Below are 16448 nucleotides of genomic sequence, written 5' to 3' on the forward strand. Positions count from 1 at the left end.
CTACAAATTATTGCTTCATTCGCTCAGCTAAATTCCCTTGCTCATAAGCCTCTTCTTCAATATGAGCAATATTTGTCACAATATTCTCCGCTCGCTCAATACTCTCTACACTTAACTGATCCACCTCAACCATTTGTTGATTGAGAGATGTCGCGACTTCCGCTTGCTCGGAGGTAGCCAGACTTATTTGCTCGGTCATTTCTACGACTGTTCGAACAGCCGCCTCTATCTCTGTCATACTCTGCGCAACTTCGTTAACGCCAGCAACTCCATCACTGGCGACATTTGCGCCTTTTTCTATGGCCTGAAGCACATCGTGCGTGTTGCGCTTAAGCTCTTCAGTCGTATCGTGGATACTCTGTGTTGCATCCTGTGTACGAATAGCTAACGCACGAACCTCATCTGCGACAACCGCAAAGCCTCTACCTGCCTCACCCGCGCGCGCAGACTCGATGGCTGCATTCAATGCAAGCAAATTTGTTTGCTCGGCAATATCACTGATAGAACTAACCAAGTCATTAATCCGATCACTTTGTTTCGCTAGTTGAACGACAACCTCTTTCGCAGCACTTACCTCTGCATAGACTCGCTGCATGGTATCGCCTGTGCTATGAGCCAAAGTATGACTTTGCTTCGCCTTCTCCTCAACAGAGTTTGTCTCTTGTGCAGCAATACGAACGGTGTCCGCAATCTGATTTACACTGGCTTGTAATTGAGCACTGGCCGACACAACGGTCTGAAAATTCGAACGCTGGCGATTAAAATTTGCCAAGTTAGAAGTAACACTCTCTTTCGCTTTCTCAGCACGCTGCCTTAGTTGCTGTGAGCCAACGAGCAGACGGTGTCTAAAAGTAAAAGCCGACGACTCTTTATGCAACTGGGAAAAACTAATAGCGACATTGGGGCCAACTGCCTTGAAGTACAAATATTGTCCGATAGGATTACGAGCTTCTTCTGGTAGTCGCTCAATCGTCGATTTCAAAGCCTGTCGCTGAGTTAAGTTAAGCGTCGCACCGATAGCAGCAATGATAGGCGATGCAATCTGCAACCAAAGATAGGGTGAAAATAAACCCGCGACACCAAATGCCAGAAAGAAAATCGCGTTTACCCAAGCCTGACGCCACAACCATCCCTTAAAACGGGCCATAGCAGGCACGGGATGCTTACCTGCATTAACGCGCTCATAGACCGATTGGGCATGTCGCTTTTCAGCATCCGTGACCTTTTGCCTAACCGATTCATAGCCAATCACTTTGCCGTTATCAATCAAAGGACTAACATGAGCACTCACCCAGTAATGATCTCCATTTTTACATCGGTTTTTTACAATGCCTAACCAGCTCCGGCCGGCCTTAAGATTGGCCCACATGTCTGCAAAAACGGCAGGAGGCACATCGACATGGCGAATAAAGTTGTGGGGTTGTCCGATTAGCTCTTCTCTGGTGTAACCCGCAACCTCACAAAAATCGTCGTTCACAAAAGTGATTCGACCCTTCACATCGGTACTTGAAACCAGGGTGTAGCGCTCAGGAAAATCATTTTCCTTATTGGTAACAGACATCTTTCGCATAAAAGCTCTCGATTCAAAATATTATTATTGCTTTAACCTTAAAATTAACAGGGCTTTTTCGCAAGCGCCAAGCCTAAAAACCTATTCATCATCAAAGCCTTGGTAAGCATCAGGGGCTAAATCCTCAAAACGCGTAAACTTACCAATAAAGGCTAACCGACAAGTACCAATTGGTCCGTTACGCTGTTTACCGATGATGATTTCAGCGATACCTTTATGGGGAGAATCTTCGTGGTAGACCTCATCTCGATAAACGAACGAAATAACATCCGCATCCTGCTCAATTGCCCCTGACTCACGCAAGTCAGAGTTCACTGGTCGCTTGTTAGGGCGTTGCTCCAAACTACGGTTGAGCTGAGATAAAGCAACCATAGGACAATTCATTTCTTTTGCAATCGCCTTAAGCGATCGCGAGATCTCTGAAATCTCATTCGTTCGACCTTCACTGAACCCCGGTATCTGCATCAACTGAAGATAATCGACCATTATCAAGGCGACACCGCCATGCTCCCGAGCAATACGACGCACTCTAGAACGCATCTCAGTGGGACTAATACCACCGGTATCATCGATAAATAGTTTGCGATCCTTTAGCATTTTCACAGCGGACATCAACTTGTCCCAGTCTTCTTGTACCAGTTGCCCTGAGCGCATGCGCGTTTGATCGATGCGCCCTAGTGAAGACAACATACGCATCATAAGCTGCTCTGCCGGCATTTCTAAACTGAAAACAATAACTGGCAACTCACTGATCATTGCCGCATTTTCAACAAGATTCATTGCAAAGGTCGTTTTGCCCATGGAAGGACGACCCGCCACGATGACAAGATCAGCAGGCTGCAACCCGGATGTCATTCCATCCAAGTCAGTAAACCCTGTGCTTAACCCGGTGATAGCGCCATCTTGATGATATAGCTCATCAATTTTGTCTACGGTTGCACTCAATATGTCGGAGGCAATTCGTGGTCCGCCTTTTTTCTCACCACCCTCAGCTATCTGAAATATTTTCCGCTCCGCCTCGTCCAGAACTTCCGCTGCGGACATACCCTCTGGATGATATGCACGTCCAGAAATTTCACTTGTTGTGGAAATCAAGCGACGCAACACCGAGCGCTCTTTAACGATCTCAGCATAAGAACCAATATTCGCTGAACTTGGCGTCGCTTCAACAACTTCAATTAAATAAGCGACTCCACCAATGTCCTCAAGCTCACCACGCTTATCTAAACGCTCGCTGATTGTCACCACATCAATCGGCTCTGAATCATCGGCCAAGCGTGCGATCACAGCGAAAACAGCTCTATGTTCGGGACGATAAAAATCATCAGCCACAACTAACTCAGACACTCTATCCCATGCCTGTGGGTCAAGCATTAACCCACCAATTACAGAGCGCTCAGCCTCGATGGAATAAGGCGGCATTTTGATGGTGGAGACTTCTGTATCTTCTACTTGCACGAAACACTCTCATGTAGGACATTAAATTTAAACGGTCTCAAAGCTTATCATTCTGCTTCTAAAAGGCTAGCGTCAAAAGCGATTTTCTTCTTCCCATAAAAAAGGGCACTCCGTATAACGGAATGCCCTTCTTATCACGCAATAATTCCTTAAGAAATTATTGTGCTACAACATCTAGAGTAACAACAACAGTTACTTCAGCGTGTACTTGTACGTCAATCTCGTAAGAACCTACATTACGTAGAGCACCTTCTGGAAGACGAATTTCTGACTTCGCTACGTCAGCACCTGCAGCAACCATTGCTTCAGCAATGTCACGGGTACCGATCGAACCGAACAGCTTACCTTCATCACCAGCGTTAGCTGTGATAGTGAAAGTTTTGCCTTCAAGCGCTTGAGCACGAGACTCTGCTGCCGATTTACGTTCTGCAGCTTGAGCTTCAAGCTCTGCACGACGCTCTTCGAAAGATGCTAGGTTTGCTTTCGTTGCCATTACAGCTTTTTTGTTTGGAATCAAAAAGTTACGAGCAAATCCTGGTTTTACAGTAGCAACATCACCGATGCCACCTAGTTTGCCTACTTTGTCGAGTAGAATTACATTCATCTCGATCACCTCTAAAATGAATTAACGAGCTTTAATTGAAGTTGGAAGGTTTTGACTGGATTCGCCCTCGAATGTCTACAAAACTATCGATCACTGCAATCATGATCAGGATATTCGCGAAGTACAGACTCAGAACAAAAAAGCCAATCAAGTAAAATGCAACCAGACCAACCATCCCAATTTTTTTCAATGCTAGAACACCATGTACTAGTGCTAATCCTGGCAACACTAATGCTGGTAAAGCCGCACGCGACAATATTTCAAAGCCACCTCCAAGACTCTCACCAACTAACACCATCGCCCCCAAAATTAGAGCGATAGGTAGAGGCAGTCTAAACTGATGAAACTCTTGCTTGAGTCCACCAGGATTAAATAGAAGCGCCTGCCACCGCCGCGCTAAAAATAACGCAGCAACGGAAATATAAGCCTGCATCACGGACATAGCGATCACCGCTTGTTGGATAATCACATCTTTCGATGGAATATCCCCAACTTCTTCTCGGGCCAAGATTTGCTGGATAAGGTCTGCGACAATATTCAGAATATTAGCCATAAGTAACGGCTGAACTAGGGATGATATAACAGCGAGAATACTCGCCAACAACATAACCCAAGCCCAAGATACTTTTTCTCTTAGCACATAAGCTAGGAGGTACGTATCGATCAGCACCATGAATGCTGTTGCATCACCTTGGACTGTCCACAACACAAGTGCTGGTAAACAACCCCAAGCTAATACAGGTATTCCTTCTTTTACACCTTTACGAAGTACCACCAGTCCTAGAACTGCTGCGCCTAACCAAAACAACATTGGGATGATGCTACACAATGCTACCGCAATGATAGCATTCATGCGCTTCTTCATTACCCAGTTAGCTAAACCGCTCATGAGATACTTCTTCTATCGCTTCTTAATTGAAGTGACCGTCAGTGTATGGAAGTAAAGCAATGTAGCGAGCGCGTTTGATAGCAGTCGCTAGCTGACGCTGGTAACGAGCACGTGTGCCAGTAATACGGCTAGGTACAATTTTACCAGTTTCAGTGATGTAACCTTTTAGAGTGTCTAGATCTTTGTAATCGATCTCTTTAACGCCTTCTGCAGTGAAACGGCAGAATTTACGACGACGGAAAAAACGAGCCATGAGAATCTCCTAATTAATCAATTATTCAGCAGAGTCGTCTGCAGCTTTGTTTTCAGCAGCAGCTTCTGTTGGTTTTTGCTCTTCACGCTGTGGAGCTGGACGACGCTCTTCACGGCTTTCAGAAGCTTTGATTGGAGACACTTCAGTTACTGCATCTTTACGACGAATAACTAGGTTACGGATGATCGCATCGTTGTAACGGAATGTGTCGTTTAACTCAGACAAAACACCTTCAGACGCTTCGATGTTCATAAGAACATAATGCGCTTTGTGGATTTTGTTAATTGGGTAAGCCAATTGACGACGGCCCCAATCTTCTAGACGGTGCACTTGGCCGCCGTCTTCAGTGATCAAGTTAGTGTAACGCTCGATCATTGCTGGAACTTGCTCGCTTTGATCTGGATGAACCAGAAACACGATTTCATAATGACGCATGATTGCTCCTTATGGGTTCTTAGTCTCCACGCTCTCCCCCGTTACAAAAGCTGTGAGACAAGGAGTAGTGGTTTACGGGGACGCGAATTATATACTGCAACCCTATAATTAAAAAGCCCGTGCGCATAAAAAATAACCTTTTAGCACTTCACTTCAACGCATTTACTAAAAAGGCACTCTCCAGTATGTGCAAAAACTACGCAAGAGCTTTTGTCTTATGCAAACTTGGCTCGACAGCAAGTATCCAAGGCGTTACTTTCAACTACAGATCAGGGCAACCACATACAAATAATAAAGTTAGAAAGGATGCACCATGCCTGCGTTTATGTATTTGCTTTTACCCATATCATTTTGGTCAGGAAATTACATTTTAGGTCGAGCAACAGTATCCGCAGGGATAGATCCCTACACCATATCCTTCTTCCGCTGGAGCTTAGCCTGCTTGCTAATTTTTCCATTCGCGATCAAGTACATCCGTGACGACATCCATCTCATCAAAAAGCACTTCCCAATATTGGTACTGCTCGCTTTCCTTGGCATATGCAATTACAACTTATTCCTTTACGTCGGCTTAACATCGACGACCGTCACAAACGCTGTATTGCTGAACTCACTCATGCCAGTAATGATACTGATTACCGCAAGAGTATTGCTTGGCTCAAAAACCAATAAATTGCAGAACATTGGCATTTTAATTTCAACGTTAGGGGCGCTTGTTATTGTCTGCCGCGGCAGTATCGAAACGCTATTGCACCTGACGATTTCAAGCGGTGACTTATGGATTATCACTGCTGCGGTTAGCTGGGCTATTTACTCTGTTCTGTTAACCAAACGCCCTCCAATGCACCTGTTAAGTTTTTTTGCAGTAACCGCGATGTTAGGAACATCGATCCAACTACCACTTTTCTTGCTTTTCGCCACAAGCAACGTCACCGAGCTGACCGTATCCAACTGGGGCGCCATTATTTATATGACGTTGTTTGCATCAATCGGAGCATTCATCTGTTGGAACATTGGTATTCAGAAACTTGGCGCTACCACTGCTGGACATTTCGTACACTTACTGCCCGTTTTCAGTATTTTCTTATCTACCATCTTTTTAGGTGAAACCATTCATGGCTTCCATGGAGTCGGTATAATCTTAATTTTCTCGGGGATTGGCATCGCCACTGTCCTTAATCAGCAGATTAGAAAGTATGCACATCGACCCACCTAAGCTTTTTTACGGGTAATTTGGGCACTTATGACGATACTACAAAAGATTAGAGCTATCCCTGCGATTGCAATCGCATCTGGAACGTGCCCCCAAATGAGTAGTCCCCATAGCCCCGAAAACACAATCCCACTGTAACTTACAGGCGATACGACACTTGCAGGTGCATAGGTATATGCCAGTGTATAAAGGTACATGCCTACGTATAATGTGATAGAAACCAGCAACACCCATAGCCATGCACCACTCGGCAATACCAGACTCTCTCCTTGGAGCACCACTAAAGGTAACGACAATAAAGCGGACATGGCGAAGTACACAATCATATTCTCCTGCCCTGACACATGACCACTTAAAAGCCGAGTAGTAACCATTGAACATGCCAGCCCAACGGCCGACATGAAGCCGACAATATGCCATGGATTAAAATGTTCGGGGGTCGGCTTCATCACCAAAGCCACGCCAACAAAACCTATAATCAGAGGCAACCAGCGTGCTTTAGGAATCACCACTCGATGCATGATCAAAACAACAAACGGCACACATAATGGCGCACACGATCGAAGCAGAGAAGCTTCCACCAAAGGAATATGGTTTAATGCCCAATAATAAAATAGAAAACCGAAGAAACCGCCTAGACAACGCAGAAAATGCGCCTTTACAACATGTATTGGGCGACGCTGCCACTTCCCTCTCATTTGCGGCAATAAAACCGCGACACAAAATACACTTTGCCAAAACATTAAAACTGGCACGGCGATTTGAGTCTGGGCAAATTTAGCGCCAACCGAGGTAATTGACATGATAAACGCATAAGCTAGTGTTGCGTATATCCCTTTTTTCACCAAATAGACATCACTCACTGCCACATCCTGCCAAATAAAGTTTCTTACCGTAAAAACGTTCTAAGAGTTTACTTTGCTCGGTGACCTAAGTAACGGGAAAATGGGGAATTAGAAGGCGTATCACGCAAAACTTTTGCATCATTTTGTGCCAAAATTTCACCTGACTCAATAAGCAGCACCTTACCTCCTAGCATCAGTGCATCTTGTGGACTGTGCGTTACCATAATAGTCGTCCAATGGTTGGCCAGAGTGAGCTCAGCAATCAACTGAAGCATCTCATCACGCAACCTTGGATCAAGCGCACTAAAAGGCTCGTCCAGTAACAAAATAGGCTGTTTACGAGCTAAGACTCGCGCTACCGCTACCCGCTGGGCTTGTCCTCCCGATAGCTGTGATGGAAACTTCGTCTGATGTTCGGTGAGTTGCACTTGCTCAACAGCCTGCTCCACTCTTATACGCTGCTGCTCAGATAAGTTTCGCGATGGGGCAATCCCAATTGCGACGTTGTGCCAAACATTCAATTGTGGAAACAAATTATCACTCTGGAATAGAGTACTAATAGGTCGTTCGTACGGTAACAGGGCATTAAAATCGCCACCAGAGAAAAGCAACTCACCTTCTCCCCTTATATAACCGCCCAACAATGATAATAGCGTACTTTTACCGCCACCACTTGGACCTAAGATACATGTAACGCCGGGCTCAATCTCTGCATGATATCGCGCTTTAAAATCCAACCACTGATACGATAAATCAAACGATAGCACGACGTCCTCCTAACCCGCGGTTTATCAATAGAAACAACATCAAGCAAAGTATAATTAAAACCACAGCAACACATGCCCCTTGCTCAATTCGATAAGACCCAACCAGTTGAAACAGATACATAGGCAAGGTCACCAAATTTTCAGAACCGAACAATGCGACCACGCCAAGATCTCCTAAACTTAATAAAACCGCGTACGCTAACCCTTGTGCCAACGCACTTCGACAGCTTTGCCACTCCAACATAAGCCTTGCACTACCTACAATGCCATACTGATCGTATAGATGACGATAGCGCCTTTCTTGTTGATACAGCGTTGGCATGATGGCGCGCAGAACAAAAGGCAAGGCCATCATTGCATTCACCCAAACCACTATCCAGTATGCATTACTGATACCTATACCTAACTCACGAAACACAATAAATAGTCCTGTCGCTAATACGAGCCCAGGCACCATCAACACCAAATTCCCCAGCTGCTCAAATCTATTAGCCCACTTATCTACTTGGGCTCGCCATTTCACTGCCCTAGCAAGCGACGCTATACTCATTGCCACCACTAAGGCTAAAACTCCCGCTGGCAGCGCAATTCGCAATGAATGCCAAACTGACACCCAAACCGCAGGGACGAATAGAGTTTGCCAAAATAATTCTGAAAATATTGGGGTAAAAATTGCCACGAAAGGGGGAATCACCCATAGCAAAGCCAACATCATTACAGAGATATCACATAGTGAATTCCATCGAGTGCTTTTTAGCGGCACACGTACACCCTCAAACACACTAATATCCTGGCGTACATAGGGCGACAGCCGATAAACACATAATGCCACAGTAGTGCATATCAATATCTGCAGTAATGACAAATAACTGGCTTTACTCAGATCAAACTCGAACCGAAGCGCTTGATAAATAGCCACTTCTAAGGTGCTTGAACGAGGACCACCACCGAGCGTTAAGACCACAGCAAAGCTCGAAAAGCAAAGCATAAAAATCAGTAAAAACAGTCCAGGCAAAGATTTCTTTATGTAATTCCATTCAATGAGACGAAATGCTTGCGTGCGCGACAAGCCAAGCTGACTCGCTAAACGCCACTGACTATCGGGAACCAAGCTATAGGTTTGCAATATCATCCGCACAGCTAATGGCATATTAAAAAACACATGAGCGATCAGGATTCCCACTAAACCATAAAGCGGAAATGCCTCCCCCATCAACGATGACGCCCAACCACTGCGCCCATACACCACAACGATACCTAGAATGGCGACAATCGTCGGCACGACCATGGAGATTGCAAATAGGTTAAGCAGAGCTTGTCGACCAATGAAGCGACGATGAAATAAACAAGACGCGACCGGTATTGCGATCACAATACTGATTAAAGCACTAAGCAGTGCTTGCCACAGAGAAAATCGAATAACACGCCAAATGTACGGGTCATCAACATATTGCCCCCAAGACATTGGGGTCGCATAGGACAGCAGTGCGGCGACGGCCGCAGCGGCAATAAATAAATAAACGGCCAACCCAATCCAAGCTGGCCGTAAATACGCTCTAGCGAGCATCAATGGTTAGCGCGTCGTTGCATCAAGCCACTCATTCACCCATTCGGTGCGATTATCTGCCACCTCACTCGCAGGGAGAGTTAAAACCTTAGTTGGCTTGGGTTGAGAGGTGAATGCCTCAGGTAAAGCGTCGATATTCTTTGTTACTGGGTACATCCAGTTTCCGGTTGCGACAGTATTTTGAAAGCCTGGCTGTAAAATAAACGCCATGAACTGCTCAGCTAATGCTTTGTTTGGCGCATTTTTTAACATCGCAGCCACCTCAACCTGTGGGTAGAACCCTTCGCTTGCAGGTGCCGCTTTGTATTTATCTTCACCTTCAGCAACGATGTGGTATGCAGGTGACGTGGTATAGCTGAGAACAACATCTGCCTCCCCTTTTAAGAACAGGCTATATCCGTCGTACCAACCTTTGCTGACGGTAACGGTATGACGAGAGAGCGTTTCCCAAGCTTTAGGTGCGTCTTCCCCATAGACCGACTTCATCCATAGCAACAAACCTAACCCTGGGGTGCTGGTTCGTGGATCTTGGTAAATAACACGCAAATTCTGATTTTCAACGACATCTTTTAAGGATTTAGGAGGATTAGCGAGTGCTTCGCTATTGTAAATAAACGCGAAGTACCCTTGATCGAATGGCACGAAGTAGTCATCACTCCATCCCCCTGGAGTCGTAACATCACTGGTATCTACCGTATGCTTTGCAAGTAAGCCCGTTTTCTTGGCGGCTTCCATGACATTCAAATCAAGCCCCAACAGTACATCAGCTTCAGACTCACTGCCTTCGAGCTGAACGCGTGACAGAATCCCTACTGAAGAGTCCAAAGCGACGAAATTCAAATCGCATTCACACTGAGCTTCAAAGTTCTCTTTGATCTTCGGACCAGGCCCCCAATCAGAAGCAAAGGAATCATAGGTATAAACATTTAACGTATTAGCAGCCGCTGAGGCCGATATAGATAAGGCCATAGCACTAAAAACAATGGATTTAAAAGACATAGTCGCTCCGTAAATGAGCGGCGTATAACTGGAAAGGCAAAGCATTTTGGCTTGCTATCTCAATTCCTACGCCAGCATGATCTGGTTCAGGTTCAATGGGTTAGCGAAATGCTTCTCAGCAGCCCTACCGGCCACACCCCATGAGATTTCGATGATTTGTACAACGAGCGCGTTATTCTAGCAAAACCCTACGAGAAGTCTAAATATTGTAACACTCGCTTAAGCGCCCCTTGATTACGCTGCGCATTGGCCAGCGCGTTGACGCCAATAGAGAGGCGCTTGTCAGGATTCACCAATTCAACCAACTTGGAAGAAAGCTCGTTCGCATCGGCACATCGGTATGCACCTCCGTCTTCGACCAGCGACTCAGTGATATCAGCAAAATTGAAGGTATAAGGACCAACAAGGATAGGTTTAGACAAAATCGCCGGCTCTATCGGGTTATGCCCACCTCTTTGGATTAAACTACCCCCGACAAACGCAACATCAGAGATGCCGTAGTAGCGCATCATCTCGCCCATGCTGTCTCCCAACAGCACATCGAATTCTACCCATTTTTCATACGGAATATTAGATCGACGGGCAACACGCAAGCCAGTTTTTCTCGCAAGTTCAAAAACTTGATCAAAACGCTCAGGATGTCTCGGGACGATGATCAGCTTGGCTTGCTGGTTCACTTTAAGCAAGGATTGATGCGCTTGTAACACTTGCTCATCCTCACCTTCATGAGTGCTTGCAGCAACCCATACAAGTGCCCCAGATTCGGCAAAACCTGCTCGCCAATCCGCAACGACAGGGTCATCTAATACTTGCAAATCAAATTTAATGTTGCCTACAACCTTTACCTCATTTGCACCGAGTACTCTAAAGCGTTCAGCATCAATTTGAGAGTGAGCAAGGAATCGTGTGGGTAACGCCATGAGCGCTCGTGAAAAAAAAGAAAAAGTTTGGTAGCGCTTAGCAGAGCGCTCACTTAGGCGAGCATTGATAACCTGCACCCGCATTGCTTTTTGTTTCGCGATACACAGTAAATTTGGCCACAGCTCAGTTTCGACAATAGCAAGCTCTGAACAGTGAATGTGTTTAAAAGCTCGTTTCACGCAGAAACTTAGATCAATTGGTAGATAACGGTGTTGCACTCGATCAGAAAATAACCGGCTAAGTTGGCTAGCTCCCGTTGGCGTTACAGTCGTGACTAACATTGTTTTATGTGGATACGCTGCTAGCCACTGCTCAATCAATGCTTTAGCTGCCAACACTTCACCGACTGAAGCACAATGTAGCCAAAAATCCGCGCGTGTTTCAGGCCACCGACCCAACGCCTCTTCTAATCGGTAATTTGAGTAACGTTTTCGATAACCAAACAGACGCTTCAAAATAAAAGGAGACAGCATTACTAACAGCAAGCGATAGAGCCACATATTCCAATCTACTCTTCGCTAAATTGTTTTTGATGCAGGCTCGCGTAGGCGCCATTTTGTTCCAATAAAACCTTATGAGACCCAGACTCAACTATGACGCCATTATCAACGACCGCGATAACATCTGCATTTTCGATTGTCGAAAGCCGATGTGCGATTGCGATGGTCGTGCGATTTTTCATCAATGTATCTAATGCTTGTTGAATCGCACGCTCAGACTCGGTATCCAGAGCAGACGTTGCCTCGTCAAGAATAAGAATAGGGGCATTCTTTAGAATCGCTCGCGCAATCGCAATGCGTTGACGCTGACCACCAGAAAGCAGCACACCGTTTTCACCCACTACAGTATCTAAACCAAGTTCTAATTGCTGAATAAACTCCCAAGCATTAGCCGCTTTCGCCGCTTCGATCACCGTCTCTTCTGGAGCATCACGCAAATAACCGTATGCGATATTGTCGCGAATGGTGCCATTAAATAGAACGATATTTTGGTTCACTAAAGCAATCTGACTGCGCAAAGTTCGCAATGGATAATCACGAATATCATGTCCATCAATTAACAGCTCACCATCCGTCACTTCATAGAGCCTTGGAATAAGATTCGCAAGTGTCGACTTCCCTCCCCCAGAACGTCCGACTAAGGCTAGCGTTTTTCCTGCTGGGACAGAGAGATTCACGCCATCTAATGCTAAACGATCCGTATTAGGGTATTGAAAACTTAGGTTACGCCATTCGATATTACCTTGAGCTTGTGACAACGCACGCTTTCCGTTATCGGGCTCTTCGGTCATATCAATAAACTCAAAAATACTTTGAGCTGCTGCAATACCTTTTTGCAATATACTGTTGACGTCAGTTAGTTGACGCGCAGGTTTACTCAACATACCCGCGGCACCAATAAAGGCGACAAAATCCCCCGCAGACATTTGTGCACTTAAGGTCGGGTCCAATGCCAGCCAAATTAGTATGGCTAAGGCAATCGCCACTAAGAACTGAACGACCGGAATATTCAGAGCTTTAGTAAGCTCCATTTTTAGTTGGGTGCGACGATTGTCATCTGCCGCCTCACGAAAGCGCTGCCGTTCGTACTCAAATCCGCCAAATATCTTGACCACTTCTTGGCCTTTTATTGACTCTGAAGCGACGTCTGACACCCCTCCCATCGCGTTTTGGATTCGTTTACTCAACTTACGAAAGCGCTTTGAAGCATAAGAGACAACATAACCAATGATCGGAATGATCAACAGAAATAATAATGAAAGCTTCCAGTTGGTATAAAGCATATACCCTAGTAAGCCGATGACCGTAAAACCTTCTCGCAGCAACGTTTTGACGGCTGAGGTAACCGAGCCAATGACCTGCTCAGTATCATAAGTTAGCTTTGATAATAAGCGCCCCGAAGGCATCTCGTTGTAGTAACTAGACGGTAACAGGACCAGTTTATCAAACATCGTCGTGCGCAAATCATAAACCACTTTATTCGCAATAATCGCCATAAAGTAGCTACCTAAGAATGTCCCCACACCGCGTACTAAGAAAATACCTAAGATCGCAAGTGGAATCGTCACACGGTTCTCAGACATTAATCCATTGGAAACCACATCAACAATATGTTTCAACAACGCCGCCAAGGCAGGCTCCATTACAGAGTACATCAAAAAACCAAGCACACTGATTACGAACGTCAACCACGATGAACGCAAATACCCAAGCAACCTAAAATAAACGGATAGGCCCGATGAAGATTCTTTTTGCTGACTTGCTTGGGACATTAAGAATTCGCCTTTTCAATAATTGACGTCGTAGAGTAGCCGTCCACGAAAGACAACACTTTCACTTCACCGCCATGTTCAATCACATGTTCCGCCCCAACAATGGATGCTACGGTGTAATCACCGCCTTTTACCAAAATATCAGGTGTTAACATTTTAATGATCTCCAACGGAGTATCTTCATCAAACCAAGTCACCCAATCTATAGCACCCACACCTTCTAGTACCGCCATACGGTGGACTAAGTCGTTAACAGGTCGTTTCTCACCTTTTAAACGCTTCACTGATGCATCGGTATTGACGGCTACAATCAGACGATCGCCTAGCGCTTTCGCTTGCTTAATGTAGGCAACATGGCCCGGATGCAAAATATCGAAGCAACCGTTGGTAAATACAATTTTCTCGCCATTAAGCTGCGCCATACGAATTTGCTCTTTAAGATCATCCGGTGATAGAACACCAAAGTTGCTCGAGTGAGATCGAGCGAACATAATCGCATCTAAAGTCTGCGCATCGATGGACGCCGTACCCAGCTTGCCCACAACATAGCCTGCCGCTTGATTAGCGTAATCCACTGCATCGGAAAAACGCTTGCTGGTTGCAAACACCGCCGTTAATACAGCAACAACCGTGTCACCTGCACCCGTCACATCAAAGACTTCTTTCGCGGCAGTCGCTAAGGAAAAAGGCGCTTTATTTTTTTCCAGCAGCATCAGTCCATCTTCACCACGCGTGACCAACAATGCTTGCCAACCGTAACGTTCGCGTAACTCAACGCCCTTTTGTTCGATATCTTTACTGTCGCGGCATTCGCCTACTATGGCTTCAAACTCAACTAAATTAGGTTTTACCAAGGTGGCACCCTGGTAAATTGAAAAATCACTACCTTTTGGATCAACAAAACTCGGCACGTCAGCGGCATTGGCATGAGCAATGAGAGTAGTTACGTCAGCCAAACAACCTTTGGCATAATCAGAAAATACGACGGCATTAACATCACCAAGTAACTGCTCGACTTTCTCTTCAATTGCTTGATTTTGACTCAATGAATCTTCGCGCTCTTCAAAATCCAAGCGAATCAGTTGTTGATGACGGCTTACTACACGCAACTTGGTAATCGTTGGCAAAGACTCCGCCACCACAAAATGACAATCGACGCCTTCTTTTTTCAAAGCCACTTCAAGCGCAGCGGCATTTTCGTCGTTACCTACCACGCCCACTAGCGATACACGAACGCCTAACTTTGCAAGTCCCAGCGCTACGTTTGCGGCTCCACCGGGTCGGTCTTCAACGCTCGATACCTTAACCACTTGCACGGGGGCTTCTGGGGAAATGCGAGAGGTCCCGCCATGCCAGTACCGATCGAGCATTACATCACCAACGACAAGAATATGTTTGTTCTTAAAATTCAAATGTGAAGAGGTCATAGCGCTTTTTCATCGATTTTTAAAGGCAGGCATCTTATCATACCTGTCTTTCAAATTGGACTCACACGAAGTGACGCGACATGGAAATACCTCAAATACTGCACAAACACATTGACGCTTGTGCGAAACACGTATTCCAAGACCTGATTCCAAACTGGGTAAATTATGGTTTAACTGATCAAGGCTATAGCCGAGAAAGCCTGACAATAGATTGGCAACCTAACCTCGTTGGCCGAATACGCTTACTGACTCAATGTCGCCAACTCTTTACTCTTTCCTATGCCTCTGAAATGGGTGCAATACAAGGCTACGATAAACAGATAGACACACTGTTTACCTTTATCATCCAACGTTACTATATTGATGGCCGTTGGATTTTTTCGCTGAATGACGACTTATCGATTAAAGACACACAAAGTGACGCCTACGCGTTGGCGTTTGTCCTCCTTGCCTTCAGCCACTACTACCGACTAACACGTAACAACGAGGCGCTGCGCTATATTGAGTTGACTCACGCCTTTATAGAACAACACATGAGACATCCTAAGGGTGGAGTTTTTGAATCATACCCATGCGAAGTCAAACAACGTCGTCAAAATCCGCACATGCATTTACTTGAAGGCTATGTTGCAGCGTATCAAGCTACCAATGATACAAAGTATATAGCCAACATTATCGAATTATGTGACTTGGCTCACAACGCCTTCGTCGATACGAAATCTAAGACTCTTCGTGAGTTTTTCCAAGATGACTTCGCCCTCGACGCAAATGATGGCACCCTAGTGGAGCCTGGACACCATTTCGAATGGGTATGGCTGTTATACCAAACTCACACCATTACCAGACGTGAGCAAGATCTAAAGCTAGCGGAGGAACTATGGTTAACAGCAATAGAACATGGGTTGGCTGAAAATGGCGGTGTCTATAACTCTATTTCAGGTGACACGCTACAGCCCATCGATTCAGAAAAACGCATTTGGCCCATCACCGAGTATTTAAAAGCCTGTTGCGTGATGGCTCTACCAGCCGCTGAAAAAAACGTACGTCTAGAAGAGGCACTTTCTTTTATACGAAACCACTACTTTATTGACGATGGTAGATGGATCGAATACCTAGATGGCCACAACAATAGCAAAGGCTACCCTTTGCCAGGCACCACTGGCTACCATATATTCCTTGGCCTAGCAGAAGTGCTAAAATGGCAAGATTCGCAAATTTAACGGGACAA

General features: G+C 45.5%; 15 protein-coding genes and 1 riboswitch. Of the genes, 2 read left to right on the forward strand and 13 right to left on the reverse strand.

Annotated features, from left to right (window positions below; genetic code table 11):
- Positions 1–7 precede the first annotated feature (7 nt).
- The 6 genes from DN730_RS13090 to rpsF all read right to left on the reverse strand — a co-directional run bounded on the left by DN730_RS13090 (position 8) and on the right by rpsF (position 5209).
- Entirely contained in the window at positions 8–1570 is a 1563-nt protein-coding gene (locus tag DN730_RS13090) for a methyl-accepting chemotaxis protein (RefSeq protein WP_115468593.1), read from the reverse strand.
- A gap of 81 nt (positions 1571–1651) precedes the next feature.
- Positions 1652–3028, reverse strand: coding sequence for a replicative DNA helicase (gene dnaB / locus DN730_RS13095; RefSeq protein ID WP_115468594.1), 1377 nt, complete (start codon positions 3026–3028; stop codon positions 1652–1654).
- A 157-nt stretch (positions 3029–3185) separates the two neighbouring features.
- Entirely contained in the window at positions 3186–3632 is a 447-nt protein-coding gene (gene rplI, locus DN730_RS13100; RefSeq protein ID WP_115468595.1) for a 50S ribosomal protein L9, read from the reverse strand.
- Between the two features lie 31 nt (positions 3633–3663).
- Positions 3664–4521, reverse strand: a complete 858-nt coding sequence (locus DN730_RS13105) for a hypothetical protein (protein ID WP_115468596.1) — start codon at positions 4519–4521, stop codon at positions 3664–3666.
- 22 nt (positions 4522–4543) lie between these two features.
- Positions 4544–4774 (reverse strand): 30S ribosomal protein S18, encoded by a 231-nt coding sequence (rpsR, locus tag DN730_RS13110; protein WP_115468597.1) that lies wholly within the window; start codon positions 4772–4774, stop codon positions 4544–4546.
- Positions 4775–4795: 21 nt separating this feature from the next.
- Positions 4796–5209: a 30S ribosomal protein S6 gene (gene rpsF / locus DN730_RS13115; protein ID WP_115468598.1), complete on the reverse strand. Its 414-nt coding sequence runs from the start codon at positions 5207–5209 to the stop codon at positions 4796–4798.
- A gap of 313 nt (positions 5210–5522) precedes the next feature.
- On the opposite strand from rpsF, the gene DN730_RS13120 reads away from it, so the two are divergent.
- Positions 5523–6425: a DMT family transporter gene (locus DN730_RS13120; protein ID WP_115468599.1), complete on the forward strand. Its 903-nt coding sequence runs from the start codon at positions 5523–5525 to the stop codon at positions 6423–6425.
- Here the strand turns inward: DN730_RS13120 and DN730_RS13125 are convergent.
- The 7 genes from DN730_RS13125 to hldE form a co-directional block, all read right to left on the reverse strand.
- Entirely contained in the window at positions 6422–7285 is an 864-nt protein-coding gene (locus DN730_RS13125; protein WP_115468600.1) for a DMT family transporter, read from the reverse strand. The two genes, DN730_RS13120 and DN730_RS13125, sit on opposite strands and share 4 nt — an antisense overlap.
- Before the next feature lie 50 nt (positions 7286–7335).
- Positions 7336–8034 (reverse strand): thiamine ABC transporter ATP-binding protein, encoded by a 699-nt coding sequence (locus DN730_RS13130; protein ID WP_115468601.1) that lies wholly within the window; start codon positions 8032–8034, stop codon positions 7336–7338.
- A complete protein-coding gene (gene thiP / locus DN730_RS13135; RefSeq protein WP_115468602.1) occupies positions 8021–9601 on the reverse strand; it encodes a thiamine/thiamine pyrophosphate ABC transporter permease in 1581 nt (526 codons plus the stop codon). The genes DN730_RS13130 and thiP overlap by 14 nt, the downstream gene beginning before the upstream one ends.
- Positions 9602–9607: 6 nt before the next feature.
- The gene (thiB, locus tag DN730_RS13140; RefSeq protein ID WP_115468603.1) at positions 9608–10600 is read right to left on the reverse strand and encodes a thiamine ABC transporter substrate binding subunit; all 993 of its coding nucleotides are present in this window, start codon (positions 10598–10600) and stop codon (positions 9608–9610) included.
- A 45-nt stretch (positions 10601–10645) separates the two neighbouring features.
- Positions 10646–10751, reverse strand: a riboswitch (TPP riboswitch).
- A 37-nt stretch (positions 10752–10788) separates the two neighbouring features.
- The gene (locus DN730_RS13145; RefSeq protein WP_115468604.1) at positions 10789–12021 is read right to left on the reverse strand and encodes a 3-deoxy-D-manno-octulosonic acid transferase; all 1233 of its coding nucleotides are present in this window, start codon (positions 12019–12021) and stop codon (positions 10789–10791) included.
- An 8-nt stretch (positions 12022–12029) separates the two neighbouring features.
- Positions 12030–13793 (reverse strand): lipid A export permease/ATP-binding protein MsbA, encoded by a 1764-nt coding sequence (gene msbA / locus DN730_RS13150; RefSeq protein ID WP_115468605.1) that lies wholly within the window; start codon positions 13791–13793, stop codon positions 12030–12032.
- Positions 13793–15220, reverse strand: a complete 1428-nt coding sequence (gene hldE, locus DN730_RS13155; RefSeq protein ID WP_115468606.1) for a bifunctional D-glycero-beta-D-manno-heptose-7-phosphate kinase/D-glycero-beta-D-manno-heptose 1-phosphate adenylyltransferase HldE — start codon at positions 15218–15220, stop codon at positions 13793–13795. Before hldE ends, msbA begins: the two co-directional genes overlap by 1 nt.
- 80 nt (positions 15221–15300) lie before the next feature.
- Between hldE and DN730_RS13160 the strand changes: the two genes are divergently transcribed.
- A complete protein-coding gene (locus tag DN730_RS13160; protein WP_115468607.1) occupies positions 15301–16440 on the forward strand; it encodes an AGE family epimerase/isomerase in 1140 nt (379 codons plus the stop codon).
- Positions 16441–16448 lie beyond the last annotated feature (8 nt).

This window comes from Marinomonas piezotolerans (assembly GCF_003362755.1).
GTDB lineage: Bacteria > Pseudomonadota > Gammaproteobacteria > Pseudomonadales > Marinomonadaceae > Marinomonas > Marinomonas piezotolerans.